18 protein-coding genes are annotated in these 22,290 nt (G+C 59.3%); 10 read left to right on the top strand and 8 right to left on the bottom strand.

Annotated features, from left to right (window positions below):
- Positions 1 to 146: 146 nt before the first annotated feature.
- A complete protein-coding gene (gene fumC, locus QO002_RS13495) occupies positions 147 to 1,559 on the bottom strand; it encodes a class II fumarate hydratase (RefSeq protein WP_307230462.1) in 1,413 nt (470 codons plus the stop codon).
- A 484-nt stretch (positions 1,560 to 2,043) separates the two neighbouring features.
- Here fumC and QO002_RS13490 point away from each other — a divergent pair, with 484 nt between their 5' ends.
- Positions 2,044 to 3,909: a L,D-transpeptidase family protein gene (locus QO002_RS13490; protein ID WP_307230460.1), complete on the top strand. Its 1,866-nt coding sequence runs from the start codon at positions 2,044 to 2,046 to the stop codon at positions 3,907 to 3,909.
- Between the two features lie 52 nt (positions 3,910 to 3,961).
- Here the strand turns inward: QO002_RS13490 and QO002_RS13485 are convergent, their stop codons facing one another.
- Positions 3,962 to 4,639 (bottom strand): HAD family hydrolase, encoded by a 678-nt coding sequence (locus tag QO002_RS13485; RefSeq protein ID WP_307230458.1) that lies wholly within the window; start codon positions 4,637 to 4,639, stop codon positions 3,962 to 3,964.
- A gap of 226 nt (positions 4,640 to 4,865) precedes the next feature.
- Here QO002_RS13485 and rpiA point away from each other — a divergent pair, with 226 nt between their 5' ends.
- From rpiA to QO002_RS13460, 5 genes are all read left to right on the top strand, one after another.
- Positions 4,866 to 5,558, top strand: coding sequence for a ribose-5-phosphate isomerase RpiA (gene rpiA, locus QO002_RS13480; protein WP_307230455.1), 693 nt, complete (start codon positions 4,866 to 4,868; stop codon positions 5,556 to 5,558).
- A gap of 177 nt (positions 5,559 to 5,735) precedes the next feature.
- Entirely contained in the window at positions 5,736 to 6,281 is a 546-nt protein-coding gene (locus tag QO002_RS13475; protein WP_307230453.1) for a DUF2059 domain-containing protein, read from the top strand.
- A 285-nt stretch (positions 6,282 to 6,566) separates the two neighbouring features.
- Positions 6,567 to 7,955: a glutathione-disulfide reductase gene (gene gor, locus QO002_RS13470; RefSeq protein WP_307230451.1), complete on the top strand. Its 1,389-nt coding sequence runs from the start codon at positions 6,567 to 6,569 to the stop codon at positions 7,953 to 7,955.
- A gap of 148 nt (positions 7,956 to 8,103) precedes the next feature.
- Positions 8,104 to 9,477, top strand: a complete 1,374-nt coding sequence (locus tag QO002_RS13465; RefSeq protein WP_307230449.1) for a class II 3-deoxy-7-phosphoheptulonate synthase — start codon at positions 8,104 to 8,106, stop codon at positions 9,475 to 9,477.
- 96 nt (positions 9,478 to 9,573) lie between these two features.
- Positions 9,574 to 9,972, top strand: a complete 399-nt coding sequence (locus tag QO002_RS13460; RefSeq protein ID WP_307230447.1) for a GFA family protein — start codon at positions 9,574 to 9,576, stop codon at positions 9,970 to 9,972.
- Here QO002_RS13460 and QO002_RS13455 read toward each other — a convergent pair.
- The 3 genes from QO002_RS13455 to QO002_RS13445 all read right to left on the bottom strand — a co-directional run bounded on the left by QO002_RS13455 (position 9,948) and on the right by QO002_RS13445 (position 13,753).
- Positions 9,948 to 10,835, bottom strand: a complete 888-nt coding sequence (locus QO002_RS13455) for a helix-turn-helix domain-containing protein (protein WP_307230445.1) — start codon at positions 10,833 to 10,835, stop codon at positions 9,948 to 9,950. The two genes, QO002_RS13460 and QO002_RS13455, sit on opposite strands and share 25 nt — an antisense overlap.
- A gap of 306 nt (positions 10,836 to 11,141) precedes the next feature.
- Complete coding sequence (locus QO002_RS13450; RefSeq protein ID WP_307230443.1) at positions 11,142 to 11,687, bottom strand: DUF1003 domain-containing protein; 546 nt, start codon at positions 11,685 to 11,687, stop codon at positions 11,142 to 11,144.
- A 104-nt stretch (positions 11,688 to 11,791) separates the two neighbouring features.
- Complete coding sequence (locus QO002_RS13445; protein ID WP_307230441.1) at positions 11,792 to 13,753, bottom strand: LTA synthase family protein; 1,962 nt, start codon at positions 13,751 to 13,753, stop codon at positions 11,792 to 11,794.
- A 333-nt stretch (positions 13,754 to 14,086) separates the two neighbouring features.
- Between QO002_RS13445 and QO002_RS13440 the strand changes: the two genes are divergently transcribed.
- From QO002_RS13440 to QO002_RS13425, 4 genes are all read left to right on the top strand, one after another.
- Positions 14,087 to 15,766 carry an NAD+ synthase gene (locus QO002_RS13440; RefSeq protein ID WP_307230439.1) on the top strand — a complete coding sequence of 560 codons (1,680 nt, stop codon included), beginning with the start codon at positions 14,087 to 14,089 and terminating at the stop codon, positions 15,764 to 15,766.
- Between the two features lie 102 nt (positions 15,767 to 15,868).
- Positions 15,869 to 16,639, top strand: coding sequence for an NYN domain-containing protein (locus QO002_RS13435; protein ID WP_307230437.1), 771 nt, complete (start codon positions 15,869 to 15,871; stop codon positions 16,637 to 16,639).
- 13 nt (positions 16,640 to 16,652) lie between these two features.
- Positions 16,653 to 17,477 (top strand): TolB family protein, encoded by an 825-nt coding sequence (locus QO002_RS13430; protein ID WP_307230434.1) that lies wholly within the window; start codon positions 16,653 to 16,655, stop codon positions 17,475 to 17,477.
- A 195-nt stretch (positions 17,478 to 17,672) separates the two neighbouring features.
- Positions 17,673 to 19,196 carry a diguanylate cyclase domain-containing protein gene (locus tag QO002_RS13425; protein ID WP_307230430.1) on the top strand — a complete coding sequence of 508 codons (1,524 nt, stop codon included), beginning with the start codon at positions 17,673 to 17,675 and terminating at the stop codon, positions 19,194 to 19,196.
- Between the two features lie 182 nt (positions 19,197 to 19,378).
- Here QO002_RS13425 and QO002_RS13420 read toward each other — a convergent pair whose 3' ends face one another.
- From QO002_RS13420 to QO002_RS13410, 3 genes are all read right to left on the bottom strand, one after another.
- Positions 19,379 to 20,446 carry a DUF2865 domain-containing protein gene (locus tag QO002_RS13420; protein WP_307230427.1) on the bottom strand — a complete coding sequence of 356 codons (1,068 nt, stop codon included), beginning with the start codon at positions 20,444 to 20,446 and terminating at the stop codon, positions 19,379 to 19,381.
- A 149-nt stretch (positions 20,447 to 20,595) separates the two neighbouring features.
- A complete protein-coding gene (locus QO002_RS13415; RefSeq protein ID WP_307230425.1) occupies positions 20,596 to 21,237 on the bottom strand; it encodes an acyl-homoserine-lactone synthase in 642 nt (213 codons plus the stop codon).
- A gap of 159 nt (positions 21,238 to 21,396) precedes the next feature.
- Positions 21,397 to 22,146, bottom strand: coding sequence for a helix-turn-helix transcriptional regulator (locus QO002_RS13410; RefSeq protein WP_307230423.1), 750 nt, complete (start codon positions 22,144 to 22,146; stop codon positions 21,397 to 21,399).
- Positions 22,147 to 22,290: the final 144 nt, after the last annotated feature.

The following is a 22,290-nucleotide window of genomic DNA, read 5'->3' as shown; positions in this document are numbered from 1 at the left end:
TCTCCGTCGTTATTTCTAGGGATAAAAGATTTTAGAAGCCTTAACGTTTACGCACCTGGGTCGCTAAAGTTTTAGATGTTTCTCATAAAGAAAAGGGGCGCTTTCGCGCCCCGGTGGCCGTCAATAGATTTCGCACCGCCCGATGATCAAGCGGGGCTGATCATTGTTTCCGGACGGACGACTTCGTCGAATTCCGCGTCGGTGACGTAACCGCCGCCGACTGCTTCTTCACGCAAGGTCGTGCCGTTCTTGTGGGCCGTCTTGGCGATCTTGGCGGCGTTGTCGTAACCGATCTTCGGCGCAAGTGCTGTGACCAGCATCAGCGAACGATCGAGCGCTGCCTTGATGTTGTCTTCACGGGCCTCGATGCCGACGACGCAATTGTCGGTGAAGGAGACGCTCGCATCCGCCAGGAGCTGGACGGACTGCAGGAAGTTATAGGCCATCAGCGGGTTATAGACGTTGAGCTCGAAATGGCCCTGGCTGCCGGCGAAGGTGAGCGATGCATTGTTGCCGAAGACCTGGACGCAGACCTGGGTCAGCGCTTCGCACTGCGTCGGGTTGACCTTGCCCGGCATGATCGACGAGCCCGGCTCGTTTTCCGGCAGCGACAGTTCGCCGAGGCCCGAGCGCGGGCCGGAGCCGAGGAAACGGATGTCGTTTGCGATCTTGAAGAGGGCGGCGGCGGCAGAATTGATCGCGCCGTGCGAAAAGACCATGGAATCGTGAGCGGCCAGCGCTTCGAACTTGTTCGGGGCGGTCTTGAACGCGATGCCGGTGATCGCGGCGATCTCGTCGGCGACCTTCTCGGCAAAGCCGATCGGGGCGTTGAGGCCCGTGCCGACCGCCGTGCCGCCCTGGGCGAGTTCGCAAAGGCCCGGCAGGGTCATCTCGATGCGCTTGATGGAGGAGGCGACCTGCGCGGCATAGCCGGAAAATTCCTGGCCAAGCGTCAGCGGCGTCGCGTCCTGCGTGTGCGTGCGGCCGATCTTGATGATGTGATCGAAGGCCTTGACCTTGGCTTCGAGCGCTGCGTGCAGGTGCTTCAATGCCGGCAGGAGGTCGTGGACAACCCGTTCGGCGCAGGCGATGTGCATGGCCGTCGGATAGGTGTCGTTCGACGACTGGCTCATATTGACATGATCATTCGGATGCACCGGCTTCTTGGAGCCCATGACGCCGCCCATGAGTTCGATCGCGCGGTTGGAGATCACTTCATTGGCGTTCATGTTCGACTGGGTGCCGGAACCGGTCTGCCAGACGACGAGCGGGAAATGGTCGTTGAGCTTGCCGTCGATGACTTCCTGTGCCGCCGAAACAATGCTGTCGCCGATCTTCGGGTCAAGGCGGCCGAGCGCGACATTGGCGCGGGCGGCGGCCTGCTTGACGATACCGAGCGCACGCACGATGGCCAGCGGCTGCTTTTCCCAGCCGATCTTGAAGTTGCCGAGCGAGCGTTGCGCCTGGGCACCCCAATAGCGGTCGCTTGCTACTTCAATCGGGCCGAAGGTATCTGTTTCGGTGCGCGTCGATGTCATCGTTATCCCTGCTTTCCTCATGCGGCCGGGCAGAATAGCTGATCAGCCGGCGGCCGCGCTGGCCTTGGTGATGGGCATCTCTCTGGCCCAGGTGATAGGGGTTGTAAAGAGGTTCCGACGGCTGCCGCAATCCTACAATCGTTTAAATTCCTGCTCGCGGGGAATCACCGGCCTCGCCCCGGCCGCCGGCTGCTTTCTCCGTGGCGTTTGCGTCACATCGGGTCACTGATTTTGTCGGCTCGGCAGATGCGCAAACCGGACCGGCACGGGAAATCGAGGTGGTTGCAGGAAAATTATCTCGCCAATTCAAATTTTTGGCCGTGCTTGTTCGTCTACATCATGCTTGAAAATTTCACGCAAAAGTGAGGCTTTCTGCAGGGGGAATGGAGGCGGCGTTTCCTTTTCATTCACCATCCTTTCTTATAAGCAGATAAGCACGATCGCCGCGCGGCATTCGTGCCTGAGCCGACCCAAGCGGCAAAGCGATACAGAGGCGTTTATATCTATGAAATTAATGAAAACCGCAGCGATCGTAACTCTTTTGACCGGATGTGCCTTTACCTCCCTCGGAGTGCCTCACGCCAACGCGCTGACCCTGATGGATTGGTTCCGCAAGAAGAGGCCCGTGGTTGAAGAGGTGCAGCCGCCGCGGGGCGTGCAGCAGCCTTCCGAGAAGCAGGCATCGAGCCCTGCTCCGAAGGTTACCTCGCCGCGCTATTACACCTACAAGGCCGAGCCTCTGCGCCGAATCGATACGGCCAAGCTTACGGATCCCGTCGTCACCGGCTCTGTGGTGAACGTCGCCTCTTCGGCGATGGCGCCGCTTTCGCAGGCCCGCCAGTTCCTGCCGGACGTGACGGCCTATGCGCCGGGCGACGTGGCAAAGGTGGTCGAGGCTTATTATGCCAACCACGACAACTTTATCTGGATCAAGGACAAGGGCGCAAACGACGCGGCCAAGGCGGCCATCGCCGTGCTGGCGGATGCCGGCTCCGTTGGACTTAATCCTCACGACTATGCAGTCGAGCTTCCTTCGGAGACCTTCGACGCGGCTGACGTGAACGCGCGCGAGAAGGCGCTTGTCGATTTCGAGATCAAGCTGACATCCGCAACGCTCACCTACATGCTCGACACGGTGCGCGGTCGTGTCGATCCGAACAAGATTTCCGGCTACCACGATTTCAAGCGCAAGACGGTCAATCTTGCAGGCAAGCTCAACGTGCTGGCGGCCAGCCACGATGTCGGCGCTTTCCTGAAATCGCTGACGCCGTCCGGTCCGGAGTTTCAGGCGCTGCAGAAGGAGCTTGCTGTCCTCAATGCGAAGAACGACAACGTTCCGCGCGTCGAGATCGCGCCGGGCACGCTCCTGAAACCCGGTAACACCGATCCGGAACTCGCCAACATCATCGAAGGTATCCGCCAGAAGGGGTCGGATGCCCTGAAGGCCGAACACGCGGCCGTTCTGGCGACCTATCAGGGCGCACCCGAATATACGCCTGAACTGGTTGCGCTCGTCGAAGGTTTCCAGAAGGAAAACAACCTGAAGCCGGACGGTATCGTCGGCAAGGCTTCGATCCGGCTTCTGACCGGGGGCGACACGACCGCCGACCGGATCAACAAGGTCGTGATCGCCATGGAGCAGGCCCGCTGGCTGCCCGCCGATCTCGGCAGCCGCTACGTCTTCATCAACCAGCCGGCGTTCACGGTCTCCTATCACGACCAGAACAAGGAACAGTTCTCGATGCGCGTCGTGGTCGGCTCGAAGTCGAACCAGACCTATTTCTTCGAGGACGAAATCCAGACCGTGGAGTTCAATCCCTACTGGGGCGTGCCGCAGTCGATCATCATCAACGAGATGCTGCCGAAGCTTCGCTCCGATCCGGGTTACCTCGATCGGCTTGGCTATCAGGTGGAGGTCGGCGGCCGGCCGGTGTCGTCCTATGACGTCAACTGGTACGGTTCGACAAATTCGGTTGCCGTGCGCCAGCCACCGAGCAGCGACAATGCGCTTGGTGAGCTGAAGATCCTGTTCCCGAACAGTCATGCCATCTACATGCACGACACGCCGTCGAAGAGCTTCTTTGCCCGTGACCAGCGTGCGCTGAGCCACGGTTGCGTGCGTCTGGCGGATCCGCGTCGCATGGCTGCAGCCGTACTCGGCACGACGGTCGATGACATTGCAAAGCAGATCGCCGGCGGAAAGAACAAGGGCGTTCAGGTGCCGCAGCGCATTCCGGTCTATGTCGCTTATTTCACGGCCTGGCCCGACAAGGACGGCAAGGTCCAGTATTTCGACGACGTCTACGAGCGGGACATGTATATGGGCCGCGCCTTCGAGGCGACGCGTACGGCGAGACAGACACAGGGCTGATAGCGCAAGATCCGGTCAGACATATGAAAAAGGCGGCTTCGAGCCGCCTTTTTCATTGCCGGGAAATCAGGTCTTCAACCAGTTGCGGCGTCAGCTCATCGAAATGGGCGATGATCAGATCGGGGCTGAGGCTTTCGATCGAAACGTCCGAATAGCCGAAGGGCACGCCGATGGATCGAACAGCTGCGTTGCGCGCGACGAGGATGTCATTGAGGCTGTCGCCGATCATCACCGCTTTTTCCGGCGTGCCGCCAGCAAGACGGATGGTTGACAGCAGGTGTTCGGCATCCGGCTTGCGCACGTGAAAGGTATCGCCACCTGTGATGGCCGCAAAGCGCGCACTGAGCGACAGGCTGTCGAGCAGGCTTTTTGCCAGACCTTCCAGCTTGTTGGTGCAAACGGCGAGCGTATAGCCGGCACCTGACAGGCGATCCATGGCATCCAGAAGACCGGGATAAGGCATGGATTCGCCGGGCATCGAACCCTGGTAGAAATCGATGAATTCCTTCATCTGCCAGTCCAGATCGGCCGGGCTCAAGGTCGCACCGCGCAAGGCAAAGGTGCGTTCGATCATGGCGCGTGCGCCATGGCCGACGAGATGCGTCAAATCCTGGTAGGTGACAGGTTGAAGACCGGCCTGGGTGACGGCATGGTTGAGACTGGCAACGAGATCGGGGGCGGTATCGACAAGAGTTCCGTCAAGATCGAAGACAACTACGGACGCGGACAAGAAATGACCTTTCGGAACGGGCACAGGATATATGCAATTGGGGTAGGGGATGCGATGAAGAAAATCAATCGCGACTTCACGAGACGGCTAATGACCAGGATTTGATCTGCGGGCTCTTTTGGGCTTTTGTTTGCCGCTGGCCCCGTGTAAACGTCTGATCGGACTTTAAAGGGGCGCGCGATCCTGGATCGTGGCGCTCCTCTTGCTAGCAGGGAGCACGCGGCGCATGGACGCCCGCCAAATGAAGATCAAGGCTGCCGAGGCAGCACTCGAATATGTCGAAGACGGCATGCGTCTCGGTATCGGCACGGGCTCGACGGCCGAGGAGTTTGTCAGGCTTCTGGCTGAAAAGGTTGCGGGCGGATTTCGCATCCAGGGCGTTCCGACATCCGAGCGCACGGCGCGTCTTTGTGTCGAACTCGGTGTTCCCTTGAAGTCGCTGGACGAACTGCCGGAACTCGATCTGACCATCGACGGCGCCGATGAGGTTGATCCGCAGCTTCGGCTGATCAAGGGCGGCGGCGGAGCGCTGCTGCGTGAAAAGATCGTCGCCACGGCTTCGTCTCGCATGATCGTGATTGCCGACGAGACCAAGGTCGTCGATATGCTCGGGGCGTTCAAGCTGCCGATAGAGGTCAATTCCTTCGGGCTGGTGGCGACGCGGATCGCCGTGGACAAGCTTGCGGCACGCCATGGATTGACCGGCGATATTTCCGTGCGCGCCTCTGGCGACGGCCCGTTCAGGACGGACGGCGGCCATCTTATTCTCGACGCATCTTTTGGCCGTATTCCTGATGCAGATGCGCTGGCGCGTGATTTGAACGCGATCGCAGGTGTAGTCGAACACGGGTTGTTCATCGGCATCGCGTCGCTTGCCATCATCGCCGGGCCGGATGGAGCGCGAAAGCTGGGGGCTTAAGCCAGAGCTTTCGACGGATGAAATTGCATGGACCCTTGCGGGGTCGAAGACTGGAATCAAGGCGTTGCGGCTCGATCGATGAATTCGGCGGGATGCGAGGCCAGGAAACGAAATTTCGGAGGCCGCGGATGCGCAAGGCATGCGGCCATCGTCTTAACTGACAGGAGCGTTACAGACATGATCAATTTCGCAGGCCTTGGCCGTACACTGGCTGCCACCGCCGTCATTTTTTCTGCCGTCATGGTGCCTGTCCTGAAAGCGCAGGATGTCAGCGCCGAGCAGATCAAGGCTGCCCGCGCTGCGATTTCAGCGATTGGCGCTACCAACAATTTCGACAACATCCTGCCGAACCTTGCAGCACGCGTGAAGACGTCGCTAATCCAGGCCTCGCCGAACTACGAAGATCTGATCAACAAGACCGTCGATGACAAGGCACTGGAACTGGCCGCCCGCCGCGCCGATCTCGAGCACGAAGCTGCCGCGATCTATGCCAAGACCTTCACGATCGATGAACTGAACGCCATCGCCGCCTTCTACAGTTCGGAAGCCGGCAAGAAGCTCCTGAACAATGGTCCGATCGCATCGCGCGAAATGCTGAAGGCAGCCGATATCTGGGCTGCGGGCATCTCCCGTGACCTGAACGCCGCGACCTCGAAGGAACTGGACGCGACCCTGGTGCCGAAGAGCCCGGCAACGCCCCCGACCGAGCAACCCGCGCAGTAAGCATTTCGGCAGAAAACCATATTTTGGGGCCGCGCGATCGTCTTTCGCGCGGCCCTTTTCTTTTGGACTTATGTAAAAGGTCCCGGGCTACTTCAGTTGCGGTGTGGATGAGATGTCGCACATCGCGCCCATGGCCTTTGCAGGGTGGAACTACGCCCCTATATCAGGTGCGCGGCAATCTGTCGGAATGGAGCGGTCGTGCCTGCCATTTCCCACCGAACGCCATCCATCCTGGCCTCGTGCGTCAGCACGTTCTGCGCCTGACCCGTTCGGGAGTTTTTGAGCATGGCTTCTTATGATTACGACCTCTTCGTCATCGGTGGCGGTTCGGGAGGCGTGCGCAGCGGTCGCGTGGCCGCATCGCTCGGCAAGAAGGTTGGTATAGCGGAAGAATTCCGCTACGGCGGGACCTGCGTCATTCGTGGCTGCGTGCCGAAGAAGCTTTATGTCTATGCGTCGCAATTCTCCGAAGCCTTCGAAGACGCCGAGGGGTTCGGCTGGACGGTCGGCGAACGCAGCTTCGACTGGAAGGCGCTGACGGCGGCCAAGGAAAAGGAAATCACCCGGCTTGAAGGGCTCTATCGCAAGGGCCTCGATAATGCCGGCGCGGAGATTTTCAACAGCCGTGCGGAACTTGTCGGACCAAACAGCATCCGCCTCGTCAGCGAGGACAGGACGGTTACCGCCGAGCGCATCGTGATTGCCGTTGGCGGCCATCCGACGCCGCATGCGGCCCTTCCGGGCTACGAGTTTTGCATCTCCTCCAACGAGGCCTTCGATCTGCCGGAGCTGCCGAAATCTATCCTGATCGCCGGCGGTGGTTATATTGCCGTGGAATTCGCCAATATCTTCCACGGTCTCGGTGTCGACACCACGCTGATCTACCGCGGCCAGGAAATCCTCTCCCGCTTCGATCACGATCTGCGCCGTGGGCTTCACAAGGAGATGGAGGCCAAGGGCATCAAGATCTTGTGCGAGGACATACTGCAATCGATCACTGTTGATGGCGACGGCCGGCGTGTTGCCGAGACCAAGAACCACGGCGTGCTGACGGTCGATCAGGTGATGCTGGCGCTGGGGCGCGTTCCAAACACCACGGGGCTCGGGCTGGAAAAGGCCGGCGTGACCGTCGATGCGCAGGGCGCCATCGTCGTCGATGCATTCTCGCGGACAAGCGCACCGGGCGTATATGCACTCGGTGACGTGACGAACCGGGTGCAGCTGACCCCGGTCGCGATCCACGAGGCGATGTGCTTTATCGAGACGGAGTATCGCAACAACCCGACATCGCCGGATCACGACCTGATCGCGACGGCCGTCTTCTCGCAGCCGGAGATCGGTACTGTCGGTTTGACGGAGGAAGAGGCCGGGCGTAAATTCGAAGAGCTCGAGGTTTATCGCGCCGAGTTCCGGCCGATGAAGGCGACGCTTTCCGGGCGGACGGAAAGGATGATCATGAAGCTGATCGTCAATGCTGCCGATCGCAAGGTTATAGGCGCACACATCCTCGGCCATGATGCCGGCGAGATGGCCCAGCTTCTGGGCATTTCGTTGAAGGCCGGCGTGACGAAGGATGTCTTCGATCGCACCATGGCCGTGCATCCGACTGCCGCGGAAGAGCTGGTGACGATGTATACGCCGAGCTACCGGATCAAGAACGGCGAACGGCTGTAGGGGCAAGGTCTGGCGGTTCAAGGGGCCGGATATCGGCGATTGTGAACAGTTCGTATGACTGTACAAGCAGCCCCGCAAGGTCTATAAGCCGCGGACTTTGGGATACCTATACCGGCGACAAAGACCGGTTGACGAACAGGTGAGTATCATGGCGCAGAATTGGAACCCGAGCAGCTGGCGGCAGAAGCCTATTCAGCAGGTACCGGACTATCCGGATTTGGCGGCTCTTGCCGCGACCGAGGCGCAGCTCGCGACCTATCCGCCGCTGGTTTTTGCCGGTGAAGCCCGTCGCCTGAAGACCGCACTTGCCAATGTTTCCGAAGGCCGCGGCTTCCTGTTGCAGGGCGGCGACTGTGCCGAGAGCTTTGCCGAGCACGGTGCCGATAATATCCGCGACTTCTTCCGCGCTTTCCTGCAGATGGCCGTGGCACTGACGTTTGGCGCCCAGCAGCCGGTCGTCAAGATCGGCCGTATTGCCGGCCAGTTCGCCAAGCCGCGTTCGTCGAATGTCGAGCGTCAGGGTGAGGTCGAGCTGCCAAGCTACCGCGGCGATATCATCAACGGCATCGAATTTAACGAGAAGGCCCGTATTCCGGATCCGGAACGCCAGATCATGGCGTACCGCCAGTCTGCCGCGACGCTGAACCTGTTGCGCGCCTTTGCCCAGGGTGGCTATGCCAACCTCGACAACGTGCACCAGTGGATGCTTGGTTTCGTCAAGGATAGTCCGCAGGCCGAGCGCTACCGCAAGCTTGCCGACCGGATTTCCGAAACCATGGATTTCATGAAGGCGATCGGCATCACGCCGGAGAGCAATCCGAGCCTGCGCGAAACCGATTTCTTCACCAGCCACGAGGCACTGTTGCTCGGTTACGAGCAGGCGCTGACCCGCGTCGATTCGACGTCCGGAGACTGGTATGCCACGTCCGGCCATATGATCTGGATCGGCGATCGTACACGTCAGCCTGATCACGCCCATGTCGAATATTGCCGGGGCATCAAGAACCCGATCGGCCTGAAGTGTGGACCGTCGATGACGGCTGACGGTCTGATCGAGCTGATCGATATCCTGAACCCGGCAAACGAGGCCGGCCGTCTGACGTTGATCTGCCGCTTCGGTCACGACAAGGTTGCCGAGCATCTGCCGCGTCTGATCCGTGCCGTGCAAAAAGAGGGCAAGAAGGTCGTCTGGTCCTGCGATCCGATGCATGGCAACACGATCACGCTCAACAGCTACAAGACCCGTCCATTCGAGCGGATTTTGTTGGAAGTCGAAAGCTTCTTCCAGATCCACCGCGCGGAAGGTACGCATCCGGGCGGCATCCATATCGAGATGACGGGAAATGACGTGACCGAATGCACCGGTGGCGCACGGGCACTTTCCGGCGCCGACCTTGCCGATCGTTATCACACCCATTGCGATCCGCGCCTCAATGCCGATCAGGCCCTGGAACTCGCGTTCCTGCTGGCCGAGCGCATGAAGGGCGGCCGCGACGAAAAGCGGATGGTGGTCAACGGCTGATCAGCGACGCTGATTGAACGATTGAAGCCAATGAAATTGACAGGGCCGGGCTGACATTTGATGTTGGCCCGGTTTTTTTGTTTTTGAGGGGGATTTATGGATATGGTTCACACGGGAGGCTGTCGGTGCGGCGCGGTTCGTTTCGAGACCCGTGGTGTTTTGCGTGAGGTTGTCGCCTGTCATTGCTCGCAATGCCGGCGGCAGACAGGGCTTCACTATGCCGCGACGAATGTCAGCGATGACAGACTTGATGTAGAGGGCGCCGACAATGTGACGTTGTACCGCGCCAGCGATGGGGCGGGCCGGGGGTTTTGCCGCGTTTGCGGATCGGCCCTCTTCTGGAAAGCGGACGGTCGCGACGATATATCGATCATGGCCGGCAGTTTCGATCAGCCATCCGGCCTGACGATTGGCGTTCACATCTTTTGTGCGGACAAGGCGGATTTCTACGAGATATCCGACGATGCGCCTCAGTTTGCGGGTTCGACCAGCTGAAACAGGCGCTTCGCAGGGCGTTGCCGGGACGTCTGGTCTATGGCAATCAAGAAGGCCTGGTCGAGGGCGCAGAGCTTGATGGCCTGCCACGCCATATAGGTCTCGACAAAGGCCTCTGAGACCCAGATCTGGCGCTTGCGGCCGGTTCTTTCCTCGCGACCGATCCAGCCATTTGCTTCGGCGCGGGCAAAGAGGCGACGGATATGGGTTCGTGAAAGACCGTAGTGAATGGAAAGCTCGGAGAAATTGAGAGCGTCTGCGCGGTAGGGATGTTCGCGTGTGCCCGTCGTCGTGATCCGAGACATGAAATCATCCAGCAGCAGACCGCCATTCTCCGTCCATACAAATGAGGCGATGCAAGGCGCGGGGTCACGCCAGACCATGTCTTCGATCAGTCGTTTCGCGGCAATCGGTTGGGCGCGGTTGAAGATGGTCGGATCTGCATCCAGCTGTGCAACGCGTGTACCCTCATCGAGCAGGTCGAGGCTGTGCATCTGGCCCCGGAACCATTTTTCCATGGCATCGACACTAACCTCGGTGGGCTCCAGGGGGCGCGAGCGTCGGTTGGTGTTGCCGGGAACGTCGCGGATCAGCTTGTAGGCCAGCATTTCCGCGAGGAAGGCAGTCGCCGTGTTTCGGCTGGCAGCGCCGAACTTGACCATGATGTCGAGAAGGCGCGAGGCGGTGATGCCGCTCAGCGGATCCTTGGGGTCGCGCTCAAGGTGGAGGGCATAGGCCGCCTGGCTCAGCAGCCATTTCTGCTGCGACGACACAAGGCGGGCCACGCGTGGAAAATGATCGTAGAGCCCGACCAGATGCCGGGCGCATTGCTGGAGGACGGGAAAATAGGCCGGATGGGCCATCAGTGTTTCCGGAGTAATCCTCAGCGGGCGGGCTTGTTTTTGCTGAGCAGGCGATGGTGCGACGATCATGATCCTGGAAGTCCATTGTATTTCGGCGGGCCGACGCATTAGGTTCGCTTCAGTGCCGGAATCGCTTTCCGAAAATTGCCCGGCCTGCCGTTATGCGGCAAGTCTATAACGTGTCAGCCTCTCGATCTGTTCGAAAAAAAACTTCATGGCATGAAATTTCGGGCGCGCGTCATTGCACCAGAACCGGCCGCATGACCTTCGGATTTCTAACGGTTCGGTGGAAGTCGTGGTAACCGATCAGTTTTCGGGATTTCCACGAGCGCGCACAAGTTGCTCGTGAAGGCGCGCGACATCGCCACGAAGCTCGGCGATCTCCCGCAACAGCACCGTGTCGATCTTATGATGGAGGGCGATCAGCTCGACTTCGGATTTGAGATTGACCTCGTAGTCCTTGCTGGCGCTCAGCCGATCCTTCGCGGATTGCCGGTTCTGCGACATCATGATGATTGGCGCCTGGATCGCGGCAATCATAGACAGGACGAGATTGAGAAAAATGAAAGGATAGGGGTCGAAGGCCTCTCTTGAGAGGATGATCGTGTTGAGGACCGCCCAGAACACCAGAAAGGCCATGAAGCCGGTGATGAAACCCCAGGAGCCGCCGATACGGGCGATCCTGTCAGACATGCGATCGCCGGGGCTTTGCGTCGAATCGAATTCCGAATTGACGTTGCGGGCAAGCGTGCGTCGCTCCTTGGCGTGGCGAAGGACAAAACGCTCGACGTCGCCAAGTTCGTCCTTGGTTTTGCCAAACAGAGTGTGGGTGACGTCGTCAAAATTGGACATGGGACTGCTCCGCTACTGCTACCACCTGTCTACAATAGAAACAGGCGGTTGGCAGCTTCGCAGTTATGCCTCGTGCGTTCGAGTGATCTTAATCCGGCCTGACCCTACATGGCAGGCTGTGCGGGGAAGAGCTCGGCGTGTGACTGGAAGAAGCGATCGGTCCCGTAGCGCTTGCCGAACATCATGTCGTGTTCAAGGAAACGATAGTCGCGTACGGTTGGATCGACAGTCTTCTCGCGCGACCAGTTGGCCTTGTCCTTGCCATCGGCACCGACCAGCATGTAGCGGTCGACGATATGGTAGCGATCGAACACGTTGCCGAGGAAGCCGGTGTAGTAGGGATGCTCGAAGCCGCCCTGCTGCAGGATCTTGTAGGACAGGAAAGCGGGGCTGATCGTGCCGATATCCTTCACCGGACCGGTCTTGTTCGACCAGACGACAAGCGGGGTTTCGTGCTGGATCTTCATCTGGTCGAGCGGACCCTTGCGCGAGGCCGTGACGCCGGGCATGAAGCCGGTATTGGTGTAGACCGTGTTGAGCGGTGGCAGGTGATCGCCGAAGATCACGATGATGGTTTCGCGATCGCGTTCTTTTGCCCAATCCATCAGCATCTTCAGGCTGACGTCCGCTTCCTTGACGCCCTGGGCGTAGGTTTCGAGCACCTGACGATCCGCTTCCGGCAGGTTGCCTTCGACCTTGATCGTGTTCTTCGCATAGCGGTTTGCCTCGTAGGGGCCGTGGCCCTGGAGCGTTACCGTGAAGAAGAAGAAGGGATCGCGCAGCTGATCGGCCTGGCGGATGATTTCCTTGGTCAGCGACTCGTCCGAGGCGAAGATGCCTCGCTTCTGCATCGGGGGCAGGTTTTCTTCCGAGCGGAAGTCTTCAAAACCGAAGGCCTTGTAGACGGCGCTACGGTTCCAGAACCATTTCTGGAACGGATGGACGGCGCGCGCCACATAACCTTCGCCCCGGAAGAAGGTCGCAAGCGAAGGGATCGGGTTGCGGATATACTGCTGATACGGAATGCTGCCATAGGGCAAGAAGGCGTTCGAGAAGCCGGTCAGGGCTTCGAACTCGACATTGGCGGTCATGCCGCCGAATTCCGGCGAGAAGATGTTGCCCGACTGCATTTCACGGATCGTCGGCATCGGATCGGCGGAGAGCTTCAGGTTCGGCAGGCGGGTTGGATCCCAAAGGGACTCGCTCATCAGCACGATGACATCCGGCTTGCCGCGATGGCTCGTGCCGGCCGGGACCGGCTTGACCGGGATCTGCTCGATGGCGTTCAGCATATAGCCCGCAGGCGCCGTCACATTTGCCATCGGCAAGTTGATGGCAAAGGCCATGGCGAAGCCGTTGTGGCGATAGTTTTCCGTCTGGTCCCACATGATCGGGATGACGCGAAGGCGGTCGCGCAGCCACGAAAAATCGTTGTAGTCCATGATGTTGTAGAAGCCGGCGAGCAGTGGCAGGCTGATCGCCAGTCGCACGAGCCGTGGCTTGCGCGACAGCTTGGGGAAGCGGCGCCAAGCGTAGCGCACGAGCCAGGCGAGCGCCACGACCGAGAGGATGGCGCCGATAACGATGCCAACGGCCGTCCAGGGCCTATCCCGCACGAGAACCGGCATCAGCTCCATGATCTGGCGGCCGAACAGGAAATCCGTCGGATAGAGCGGGTCTGAAAGAAAGACCTGCTTCTGGTGGCTGATCAGCGCCGGGATGAGCGCAAGCGGCGCCAGAAACAGGATGGCGAAATGCTGGCGCGCGAAAAGGGCATCGATTGTCAGAGCTACAAGCAGAAAGATGCCGACTGTCGTCCAGGCCGGACGCATCGGATCCAGAAAATACAGCACGGTTTCGCGGACGGAGTTGCGGGAGATGCATTCGACCGCAAAGACGAGCAAAAACGTCAAGAGGAGGGAAAGCGGGACAGATAGCGCGACGCGACGGGCATTTGCGCGGATCGCCGCCCGCCATGCCTTTGCTTTGCCGGTCCCAAAGGACGGTGCCAATCCTGCCGTACCCGGCGCGGCTACGGTACCGACTACAGTTTCGAAACTGGCCAAGGCCTACTCCAATATTACAAAACTTTCTTGAAACTGTCATACAGTCGTCATCTTGAATGCAACATGAATAATTTGCCTAGGCCCCAGGAAACTATACCCGGCACGGGAGTTGTGCCCGCAACCGACTGCGGTCGTTGGCCAAATTTTTCACCTGCCCACCCAGCGGAAAATCGGTCGCTTTCGCAGCGTCTGGTCGTCATGCGCACCTGCCGGGAAGTGCCTGACGGGCTGAGCCAGGTGCAACAGAATGCTTCCGTTTGCGCGTGAACCGCTCTAAACAACGGATGCGGTTTTCAACCGCGATCCATGTGCAGAACCAAGGCAGGCCCGTCCATGACAGCGCAAAAGACCATTTCCTCGACGCTTCGTATCGCTGTTGCACAGCTCAATCCGACGGTTGGCGATGTGGCAGGCAACCTTGCAAAAGCGCGTGAGGCCCGGGCGGATGCGGCCCGCCAGGGAGCGGATCTGCTGCTTCTGACCGAATTGTTCATCTCGGGCTATCCGCCCGAAGATCTCGTCCTGAAGCCGGCATTCCTGAAAGCCTGCCAGGCGGCGGTCGAGGCGCTTGCCGCCGATACGGCTGACGGTGGTCCTGGCGTTGTCGTCGGTTTTCCGCGCCAGGGGGAGGCCGGGCGTCACAATTCGGTCGCCGTGCTCGACGACGGAAAAATCCTCGTCCTGCGTGACAAGATCGACCTGCCGAATTACGGCGAATTCGACGAAAAGCGCGTCTTTAGCGAAGGCAGCATGCCCGGCCCGGTGAATTTCCGCGGCGTGCGGCTGGGTATTCCGATCTGCGAGGAAATCTGGAACGATCTCGGCGTCTGCGAGACCTTGGCTGAAAGCGGAGCGGAAATCCTGCTCGTGCCGAACGGCTCGCCCTATTATCGCGGCAAGGTTGATGTGCGCCATCAGGTGGTGTTGCGCCAGGTGATCGAATCCGGTCTGCCGCTGGTTTTTGCCAACCAGCTGGGTGGACAGGATGAACTGGTGTTCGACGGCGCGAGCTTCGGCTTCAATGCGGACAAAACGCTCGCCTTCCAGATGAGCCAGTTCGAAGAGACGGTTGCCGTCGTTGACTGGCATCGTAAGGATGGAACCTGGCGCTGTGACGGCGGTCCATTTTCCAAGATTCCGGAACGTGACGAGGCCGATTACCGGGCCTGCGTGCTGGGTTTCCGCGACTACGTGAACAAGAACGGCTTCAAAAACGTCGTGCTTGGCCTTTCTGGAGGCATCGACTCGGCGATCTGCGCCGCCCTTGCCGTCGATGCCCTGGGCGAGGAGAGGGTACGCACGCTGATGCTGCCCTATCGCTACACCTCGTCGGAATCCTTCAAGGATGCCGAGGAATGCGCCAAGGCGCTCGGCTGCCGTTATGACATCGTGCCGATTGAGGAGCCCGTCGAGGGTTTCACCAGTGCGCTTTCGGAGCTTTTCGAGGGAACGGAAGCCGGTATCACTGAGGAAAACCTTCAGAGCCGTACGCGCGGTACGATCCTCATGGCGATCTCGAACAAATTTGGCTCAATGGTCGTGACGACGGGCAACAAGTCGGAGATGTCGGTGGGTTATGCGACGCTTTATGGCGACATGAACGGCGGCTTCAACCCGATCAAGGATCTCTACAAGATGCAGGTCTACGGCCTGTCGCGCTGGCGCAACACGACGGTTCCGACCGGCGCGCTCGGACCGTCCGGTGAGGTGATCCCGAGGAATATTATCGACAAGGCGCCGTCTGCCGAGTTGCGACCGAACCAGACCGACCAGGATTCGCTGCCGCCTTATCCGGTGCTCGATGACATTCTGGAGTGCCTTGTCGAAAAGGAAATGGGCACGGCCGAGATCGTGGCACGCGGCCATGACGAGGCGACAGTGCACCGGATCGAGCATCTGCTCTACATTGCCGAATACAAGCGCCGGCAATCGGCACCGGGCGTGAAGATCACCAAGAAGAATTTCGGTCGCGACCGGCGCTACCCGATCACCAACCGCTTCCGGGATCGGTAGGAGATACGGTTAACCGTAGAAACGGGAATTTTCTTTCACTCATTGCGTGTGTCCCATACCCTCCATAACCTCACGGCAAATACCGGTGCCATGGAGGATGATATGCAAGCGCAGGCAAAGGTCGCGGTTCTTGTTGATGCGGAAAATATCTCCGGTCAGATGGCGGCGGAGATATTTCGCCATGCGGAGATGCTTGGCAAAGTTGTGGAAAGGCGGGTCTATGGAGATTTTTCGAACGGCAGCCTGAAACCCTGGATCGCAGCAGCTCCCAGTCTTGCCCTGGACCTCAGACAGACACCCAATCCTGTTAATGGAAAGAATGCTGCCGATCTTCTCCTGGCAATAGATGCGAGCGAGTTGCTTTACCTCGAGGACATTGACGTCTTTTGCCTTGCCACATCCGACAGCGACTTCACCACGCTTGCCATGCGCATCCGGGCACGAGGAAAGAAAGTCATCGGTATTGGCGAAAACAAGGCTGATTCCAGCTATCGCGGGGCCTTCGACAAGTTCGTGCCGCTCTCCTCAAAAAACCGGAAGAGCGGAGTCGAGGGAAAAGGCGCGATCATGCGTGACAATGAAAAATCCAACCCGCAGATAGCTGCTTTGCGCTCTATTGTTGCCGTCGCCGTCGGTGCGTCCAACCCGGCTGATGACGGATGGGTGGGGCTTTCGCTGCTGGGCACCGCTTTGCGCCGCTTGAACCCCGGCTTTTCGCCCAAAGCATACGGTTCTGCCCAACTCACCAAACTGCTTGCATCCCTGTCTTTCGTCGAGACGCGGAATCATGCGAGCAATGGCGCCCAGATGCGATTGCGCCCTTCTGAGGAAACAGGCGTGGTAGTGTTGCGGGAGCGATTGGCGCGAGCCTGACAAGGGGATAAATATGCGCAGTTCTGTCGAAATCTATTCACTGGAAACCAATGAGAGCCGCGTCGTCTGGCAGACCGAGAGGCTCTTCGAGGCGCCGAACTTCACGGCTGGCGGGCAGTCGCTGATCCTCAATGCCGATGGGCTGCTCTATCGCCTGCCGCTGGATGGCGGCGAGCCGGTGGAGATCGACACCGGGTTGGCGCGGACCTGCAACAATGATCACGGGGTTTCTCCCGATGGTGCAACGATCGTCATCAGTGACAAGACAGAATATGGGGCCTCGACGATTTATACGCTGCCGATCGGCGGTGGCACACCTCGGCAGGTAACGGCGAACATACCGTCCTACTGGCATGGCTGGTCGCCGGACGGGAAGAGGCTTGCCTATTGCGGTATCCGCAATGACGTCTTCGATATCTACACGATCGGCGTCGGTGGCGGCGAGGAGACGCGGCTGACCTTCGGCGAGGGCCGCAATGACGGGCCGGACTACAGCCCCGACGGTGAATGGATCTATTTCAACTCCAGCCGCACTGGGCGCATGCAGATCTGGCGCGTTCGCCCTGACGCCAGTGCCGTCGAGCGTATCACCGATAGCGAATACGGCGACTGGTTTCCGCATCCTTCGCCGGATGGACGAAACCTGCTGGTGATCTCCTACGAGGGGGATGTGTTCGATCATCCGCGCGACCTGAATGTCCGGTTGCGGTTGATGGACATGGACGGCTCGAATGCGCGCGTGCTGTTTCCGCTGTTCGGCGGCCAGGGCACGATCAATGTACCCAACTGGGCGCCGGACGCAAAATCCTTCGCTTGCGTGCGCTACGCGCCCGTGTGAACGGTGATGTGCGCAATCTTAAATTGGCGGCTTTAACCAATTTCCAACCAGCTTGCTTAAACGAAACTTCTGCTTTGATTGCTAATATATGTCGGATCGCTGAATCCCGACATGAGAATGCGGGCGGCGACCAACGATGCACGGCGAGCCGTGCTGTGGCCTTTCCCAAACGGGAATCGCAGGAGGGATCGTCGCATGGGGCTTTCGGACGGTGCAGCAAAGAACAGGCCCAAGGCAGGACGCACGGCTCTCGTGATCCATGCTGCCTGTGCCGGGCTTGCGCTTCTGATCGTGACCAGCCTTGCGATCGTGCTTGATCGATCCGTGACGGAAGCTGATCGCTTCGGCCTGACCGCCGAACGCAAGCTGGTCGACGGCGAGCTTCAGCACCAGATCGATGCCGTTGTCCAGTACCAGGCCGAGCTGTCCTTCTGGGACAAGACATTCGCCCAGCTCGAAGACGGGACGGTCGATGACGCTTTTGTCGCCGAGGAGATGACCGAATGGCTGTGGGCCGATTTCGGTTTCCGCTGGATGATCTTCACCGACAGGGCAGGTAATCCGATCCTCTCCGTCGAGAATGGTGCCAAAGTGGGCAACGGCGAGGGCGCCCGTACGCTGAAATGGACAACTGACCTCCTGGAACGCGCCGACGGTCTCTACAATGATAATGTTCATGCTGATGGAAACGGCTGGCGTCTCAGCCGGCCGGAACGCGATACGGATGCGTTGCGCGCGTCCATTCCCGAAATCCACGCCAGCGACATCCGTGTTGTCGATGGGGCGCTGAGCATCGTTGTCGTGCAGGCAGTCGTCCCGAATTCGCTGCGCATCCCGGCTTCACGCCATGATCCTATCTTCATGGTCACGGTCAAGCCGTTTACGGCGCGCATGATGAACGACATGGAGGCGAGACTCGGCATCTCGCATCTGGAGTTTTCCTCCGTGCGCGATCTCGCCTACGGAGCGATCCATGTGGCGCTTGGAAATTGTACCGAACCGTCCTGCATGGTCGCGGCGTGGACACCGCGCCGACCCGGCAGCTTCGTTCGCTCCGAAACGCTTCCGAGCGTTATCGTCATCGGACTGTTCGCAACCCTGGTCATGACCTTCATTGCCCTGCGTTTCGGTTCCGTCGTTTCGGCGCTCGAGACGAGCGAAGCGGAGAACCGCCATCAGGCGAGGCACGACCGGCTGACAGGGCTTCTCAACCGGGCCGGCTTCGAGCAGGCGCTGGCGGCCGCCGTGCTGGGCGTTCGCGAACGTCCCTTTACGTTGCTTTGCATCGACCTCGACAAGTTCAAGGCGGTGAATGACAATTTCGGACATCCGGCCGGTGACGCGCTTCTCAAGGTTCTGGCCGAGCGGTTTGCGACGAAGGTTGCCGGGCGCGGCAGCATTGCGCGCCTCGGCGGTGACGAGTTTGCCGTCATCCTCGATCACTCCGTATCAAGACAGGAGGCGACGGCTCTGGCGCAGTCTCTCGTCATCGAAGCGCAGATCCCGGTGGCGTTTGAGGGGCAGCTGTTGTTTGTCGGAAGCAGTATCGGCGTCGCCTTCGCGCCGGACCATGGTTTGACGCCCCGCGAGATTGTCCCTGCCGCGGATCGTGCGCTCTATCTGGCCAAGAATGGTGGGCGAAACCGCGTGCATGTCGCGGAAGATGGCGACGCGGTTTGTGTTCTTCGAGATAAAACGGTCACTGAAGTGGCGGCATGAACCTCTGCCGGTGAATCGTTCAACTCATTTATGAATCTTCCGTGCCAAGACATTGCACGAAAAGGCTTTTTTTATGATGGTTGTCCCAATCGGCCGTCTTGTTGGGCGGATTTTGGTGGCGGCCAATTATTCTCTTTTAAAACAGTCAGATAGGGAAATTATCTCCCGATTTGAATCCGTTTTCAGTTTGGCTGCTGCTCCTGATAGGCCGGGCCCGCTGGATGATGCAGGTCTATCGAGGATTCTTGTGTGGGCAGGAAGCTGGGGCCGATGACGCGAACCTTCTTGTCCTGCGGATCATAAGGGCGCTCCGGTATCGATGTCGCGGACTTCGTCTGCAGCCCGGATTGTGGGGCGCCCGTGGTGATGGTAATGATCGAGCCCTGCTGTGGCGTGCTCTGGTTGGCCGTTTTCGCCGGTGCACAGCCGCATTGGCTCGCTGCGGCAGGGTCGCGGGTCTTGTAGGCGAAGGCTGTCGGCAGGTCGATATAGGGCTCGCCGGTCGAGGCGGAGATCATCTGCTCGCTCTCTTCGGTGGTCAGCGCATGGTAGTAGAGCGCCGTTTCCGCGCCTGGGCAGCGGCGGCGGCAGGTTTCGGCATCACGCTGGAAATCCGCAGGCGTCGCGTTCGAGGAAATCGGAAAGAAAGCGCCGTCGCAGGTGCGCACGCACATGGTTCTGAGGCTGCCGCCATAATCGTCGCCCGGCAGTGCGAAATTCGGCATCTCTGCCTGATCGGACAGGATGCTTTCCCGGATAGGGGGCAGATCCTTGAGGATATTGCGGTGGGATTCCGGCTCGGCAGCCGCCGCCTGCAGGATTTCATCCTGTTCTTCGGCACAGCGATTGACGTCGAGCGCGGCAAGCAGGCGACGGCGCAGGGTATCATCACCGCCGGAAACCAGTTGTTGCCGCCGTGCTTTCAAGTCTTCGAGGTTTGCTTCCATCTGCGTGATGGCGGTGCCGAGCCCTTCGCAGGTATCATCCTGTGGCGCACCGATGACCACTACGCTTCCGGCGTTGCAGCCGGCCCGGCGTCGTTCACTGCGGGCCTGCCGCAGATCCAGATTCTGTCGGGAGATCGCTGCGGCGTAGTCGCGCAGGTTCGCATTCGAGATGATGGTTGCTTTCGGCAGGTCGGTCAGCTTGGCGTTCAACCTCTCGCACACGGCCGAGGCTTCGGCGGCCTGCGCTGCGAGAAGCAGGAGCACGGCGGAAAATACCGCTATCGGAACCGAACGTAACCGCACGTTTGTCTTTCGCCTGAACCTGTCGCGAGTATGAGCGTGCCGAGAGATTTCTCCGCACCTCGACGATCAAGCCCGCATAATAACGGCATTCGCGGGTCGCGCAACGCGCTGCTGGCGACAATGTTAATGCCGCCACCAGCAGGTCCGATTTATGCAGCGCGGGCCGTCTCGAGCGACATGGCCTGTTCCAGAACGGTTCCGTCGATTGTAGCGACGGCCTTCATGCGTTCGAGGAGATCTTCCGTGACCTCCCAGGCGACCGCAACGGCAAAGACGGAACCAATGCGATGCGGTGCGCCGATCCGCTCACCGGGGCATCCCATGCGGCGGAACATGCGCTCCAGAAAGACATCCGTTACGGTTACGATATGGCTGAGCCCGGAGGCGAGGCTGAGTTCGCCGACACCGCACATCAACTCGGCTGCGGCGACCGTAACCTGATTGGAAGCACGATCCTGGGAGATCTCGGGATCGATGCAGAAACGGCTCGACTCCCAGACGGAGGCGCTGCGGATTTCCGGACTTCCGTCCAGCAGGACCGGAAACGTATCGTCCAGCATGTTGGGGCCGAGCGTCGGCAGAAGCCGCAGGGAGCCGCGCAGACGGCCGGTTTCCGAGTAGGAGAGCACATAAAGCGGGTTTGCCGCATCGTAGTTGTCGATCTCCCATTCGTCCCGGACCGATACGTCCCATTTCAGGAAATCATGGAAGACCCGCTTGCGGAGCCTGAACATGGCATCGATTTCGCGGGGGCTGGTCTTTGCAGTGCGGCTGTTGAAAATCCTGATCATTGTCTTGCTCCTTGCTGAGGATGGAGCACAGGCTGTCAGCTTTCGGCGATGGCTAAAACTGTCGGTAGCGACAGGTTTCAGATGCACGTAAGCATGCAAAATAGAGCCCCGGTTGCCGGGGCTCTATTGGTCGGGCGACGAGATGAGAAAGGGAGCGTTTCAGAAGGTCGGGATGAGATCCTGGCGAACGGCCTGGGCGACCGCCTGTGCATTGGAGACGACATTGAGCTTCCGGCGGGCGTTGGTCATGAAGAAGCGGACCGTGCGCTCGCTGATGCCGAGGATCCTGGCGATCTCCCAGTAGCTCTTGCCGGCTGCGGCCCAGCCCAGGACTTCGGTTTCGCGGTTTGTCAGGGCCGCGGGCAGGTCGCCGGAGAGTTCAATGATCGGGCTGTGATGGGCGTCGTTCTCGATTTCGCCCGCATGGAAGAGATTGGCCAGATGCTGGAAGTCACGCAGGTGACTACGGCAATAGAGCGGCCAGTCTGCCGCTGGCATGGCCGATTGGATAGCCAGAAATGCAAGCCGGCGCATGGGCGTGACGAGCGGCAGAGTAACGCCGACGATATTCACGCCGCGTCGTTCCACCGCTGAAAGATGTGGTTCAACCTGTGGGTTGAGTTTTCGAGCTGTCAACCAGTCAACGGGCCGGACCGAGTTGGTAAGGGCATTGAGTACGGGTGCGATGTGGGAGAAGTCTCTACTCAACCAGTCGTTGATGATTTGCTCGGGCGCCGTGCAGTGCAGGCGATGAATTTTCATGCCTGATGGTGTCAGGTCTGCATCAAGATAGAGCATGTTGGCAATGTCGAAAGATTTCCGCATAAGGGAGAAAAATCTTTTATAGCCAACACGTTGCTCGCTTTCCATAACGTCCAGCAAGTCAAAGTATGCCCGTTGGTCGGTCATGCTGAACACCCTTTTTATTTCATGGGTTTCAGCATGCAAACCATTTTTGGTCTTGTCTAGTTCAATCGGCAGTTAAAATAAATTTTTCTAAATAACTAATTTAAAGTTGTAACAAATGCTCATTTTGGCACAGGTGTCTCTCGT

This window comes from Pararhizobium capsulatum DSM 1112 (assembly GCF_030814475.1).
In the GTDB taxonomy this organism is placed as follows: domain Bacteria; phylum Pseudomonadota; class Alphaproteobacteria; order Rhizobiales; family Rhizobiaceae; genus Pararhizobium; species Pararhizobium capsulatum.
Note: the sequence above shows the minus strand (reverse complement) of the source record. Positions and strands in the feature narration are given on the sequence as shown.